2 protein-coding genes and 1 pseudogene are annotated in these 3,826 nt (G+C 38.3%); all 3 read right to left on the bottom strand.

Annotated features, from left to right (window positions below; translation table 11 throughout):
* Positions 1 to 45: 45 nt before the first annotated feature.
* Entirely contained in the window at positions 46 to 1,416 is a 1,371-nt protein-coding gene (locus UYI_RS0128235) for a hypothetical protein (RefSeq protein WP_016870048.1), read from the bottom strand.
* Between the two features lie 9 nt (positions 1,417 to 1,425).
* Positions 1,426 to 3,078, bottom strand: a complete 1,653-nt coding sequence (locus UYI_RS0128230) for a cyclic peptide export ABC transporter (RefSeq protein WP_016870046.1) — start codon at positions 3,076 to 3,078, stop codon at positions 1,426 to 1,428.
* 102 nt (positions 3,079 to 3,180) lie between these two features.
* Positions 3,181 to 3,826 (bottom strand): annotated as a pseudogene (locus tag UYI_RS0128225) (glycosyltransferase); the annotation flags it as partial.

Here is a 3,826-nt window from a genome sequence, read left to right as displayed (position 1 = left end):
TTGACTAGTTACCTCATTTATTCTGATTTTTTCGAGCCTTGAGTTTCACCACGAAGCTTTCACTTTGCTTCCTTGCAGTATGTCAGGCTTCTCTAAACTCCTATTTCTGATATTTCGAGAAACGAAAAAGGCGATCGCTAAAACTCTAAGTTTCTGGCCAATTGTATGTAAAGTTAATTTCTCTCTTCCTTTTAACCTTTTCAAAAAATCGATTGGTGAGCTAAAAATAGACCAAGGAAAGCAGTCAGATGCTATTAATTGAACATTATGTTTTCCATAGCATAATATCAATCCTTGACAACCAGCATTCCATCTAAATATTTGTTCAAGCCAAGCTTTTTTAGGTGACTTATCCATTGTCATTTCAGTCAGACAAGGAGTTCTGTTGGTAGAAACAACATCTAAGAATATGTCACCTATAAAGCCTGCATACTTGGCTAGGATAGTGAGATGGGTGTCTTCACTTCTTGTACCCGGATACCTTTGAGAAATTACAACTAATAAGCTGACCATTGCATCTACTTTTCCCGCTGTGCCTCCTCCTGGCATCCACTTAAAACCGTTATATTTACCATGAACAATATTTAAAAACCATTGGAGAGGCGGCACTTCTTCACTAAAGTTAGGTAGGAGAACTTTAGTTTCATCTACCATACCTTTTTGATAAACAGTAAATTTGTTTCTTGTACCAAGAATATCTATTTCGGGATGCTTATCAAGTTCCCTTATCATTAACATTAAGCCGTTAGATTCTGGTTCTACAAATGCATACTTTTGCTCCACTAAAAACTGAGATTCAGCATCAAAAGCAATCAAAATTTTAGGTGGTATCCATCCATTCTCTATACTTTTGAGTAGTAATGAGTCATAAATATCTCCCAAAACTCGGATTTTACCTGCTGCGTATTCTCCCTCTTTTTGATGAACGACAAATATCCTGTGTTTACAATGCTGACCGTCAAGATTTTTTAAGTAATAAGGCTCTCCTTCACACCTGAAATTGTCATATATTTTCGCTGGTATATTATTCGCTAATTTGTAACTAGTGTATAGACAAATTACTTGAATATTTGGTAGCAAACTAAAATGGTCAATAACAGACTGGCACTCATAACCATTATTCATACCAATAACTATATCAGCCATCATTCCTATTTCAGATATTTGTGCAATGATTTTGGGAATAGTATGTGGTAAATAATTTTCGGCTCCTGTTGCAGCAGCAACAACTCCTATTATTCTTGTGCAATCAAAAGTATTATTAGTTATGGTCTGAATCCATTCTCGACAAGATAAAACACTTTTAACATCTTCTTTTAATCTTCTGTTTTGTTGTTTACGTAATGAAAATTTTTCTTCTAAAAAGTTTCCTGATAATCCAGATGTGACAAATTGCTTAAAATTTTCTAAAAGCATTGTTTGACCCTATTCATATACTGAAATGCTTAGTAAAGCAGGACTTTTGTCATATTTCACTTTGCCGTATTCCAGCTTCACGATTCGGTCTGCAATGTAAAAATATCGGTCATCATGGGTAATAACCAGTACGCTTTTGCCTCTACTTTTTAGTTCTGGTAGAAGTTGGGTGTAGAATATTTCCTTAAAGACAGGATCTTGGTCTGAAGCCCACTCGTCAAACATATAAATAGGACGATCTTCTAAGTAGGTAGTGAGCAAAGCGAGGCGTTTGCGCTGTCCTTGAGAAAGATTTGTTGTAGAAAGTACACCATCTTTGACTTTAACTTTATGGTCAAGTTGTAGTTGAACAAGGTAGTTTTGAGTTTGAGCATCTAGGTTGCTATTATCCAAACCCAACAAACGCTCAAAAAGGTAGAAGTCAGAAAATACTACTGAGAATTGCTGACGATACCACTCTCTATTGTGATTGTCGATCAGTTTACCATCTAGATAGATTTCTCCAGTTTCAGGGATATAAAGACCAGAAATTAATTTAGCTAGGGTAGACTTACCGCTACCATTACCCCCGACTATAAAAATTAATTCTCCTGGATGGAATTTCAAGTTAATAGGGCCAAGGATAAAGTTTGTTTCCTCTCGCTCCTGATAATATGTATGGGTTACATTTACAAGTTCTAGATACTGCCAAAATTGACCTAAGGAAAGTACTTTTTCAGAGTAAGTTTCGTTTGAACTGGTAGGTAATGAAAGACCCAAAGACTCAACTTTTTTTAATGCTACTAAGGCTCTGGTTACAGTAGGCAGCATACTCATGATGTGTTCTAAAGGTGACATCATGTAGATGATAGTTAGGGCATAAGCAGATATGATTGTAAAATGAATCTTTGTTAAAGAAGGTAGAGTGAATAAAAGCAAACCGATCACAATAAAAAAGAGAATTTGCCCCCAACTAGCAGCGGCCGCAAAAACACTCATACCAACAACGTTATGACGACGGTATGATAGGGCAGTAGTGCAAAGGTCTTCTTTGAGAAATGATTGCCGTCGCTGCCGGTGCAGCTTAAGTTCCTTTGTGCCTTGAGTTATGGCGCAGAAATGGTTAAATAATCTATCTTCCTGTTCGCGAGCCAATTCCAGCAAGGACATGGCTTTCATCATTGGTAGTAGATAGCTGAATATTCCCAGAAACAGAAAGCAAACACCGATCACGAACACAGTGGTAGAAAGCCAACCAAGATAAATCAGGCAGGCAATCACAATGGCAATGTTGATGCAGAAAAAAGGAATAATCAGAACTGTACTAGAAATTGTTCGGATATCTTCAGTAAGGACAGCTAAAAGACGATAAGCACCAATTTGTTCTAATTGACGTAAGGGAGAAGCAAGAATACGGCGACTTAACAACATCCGTAGGTCAAGAATAGCTTTTTCTGAAAGATGGATGAGCAAGACTTGAGAAGCAAAATTAGCAATAAGCCGCACTAGACACAAAGCAACAAAGCTTGAAACTAAGGTAGTGGTTGATGGTTGATTTTGACTTAATGTGGCGTTAATTAGAGCAATCAGACCAGCAGCACAGCCACCACTAAGGATACCAGCCAATACAGCAAGGCTGAGGAGAAGAGCGGAAGTGCGTAACAGAAGGCGGAAAAGGTTCATGAAATTCCTCTTCAACAGCCAAAGGTTTAAATTTTAGAGTCTACAATCGCATCAATTCGAGTTAATGATGCGATCGCACTTAAGTTATTTAAAATCTTTGATTTAAAGTGAAATATTAGCGTCAATAGGTTGCCTTGAAAGTTCATAAGGCTGGTATTCAATTAATCGAATATTCCAAGGCCCTTTAATCTGATAACTGATGCCGCGCCATTCCACTTTTTGTGTTAATATCGCCGATACCACTGTGATAGCATAAACTAACTGTGTCAATGGAATTGCCACCAGAGTTTTTGCCATCATCAAGGCTGAAAATGGAGTCGTTGATTCACCCCGTGCCCGAATCACTCGCCGCACAACTTGTTCCACCAATACCAGTTGCACAGCTATTGCCAGGATGTAGCTAGCGAATCCTCCAGCTATCCCTAGTGCAGTACCTATGTTTCCATTACTTAGTGCAATTAGCAGCAGCACTATTGTCAGTACAACAGCCAATGTAGATGTGAATACTTGGGCGACAATAAGCAGCCATTGAGGATTGTAAAGCCGTGTGGAGAGTAATTGGCGTGTAATGAAACGCAAACATCGAGCTAAATTGCACTCCTCACGATTGGGCATCATGAGTGTAGGTACAAATTTCGCGTTTAAGCCCATCGCTTGTAATGCTCCAAGAATAGGGGTGTCAACGGAAATGCTTTGTGTCCATATCTCCAATAGCCCTGATCGCCTTAATACAGAAAGCTTCATTGCT

Origin of the sequence: Fischerella muscicola PCC 7414, from assembly GCF_000317205.1 — a bacterium.
GTDB classification, from domain to species: Bacteria; Cyanobacteriota; Cyanobacteriia; order Cyanobacteriales; family Nostocaceae; genus Fischerella; species Fischerella muscicola.
The sequence above is the reverse complement of the archived record's forward strand: the minus strand, read 5'-3'. Positions and strand labels throughout refer to the sequence as shown.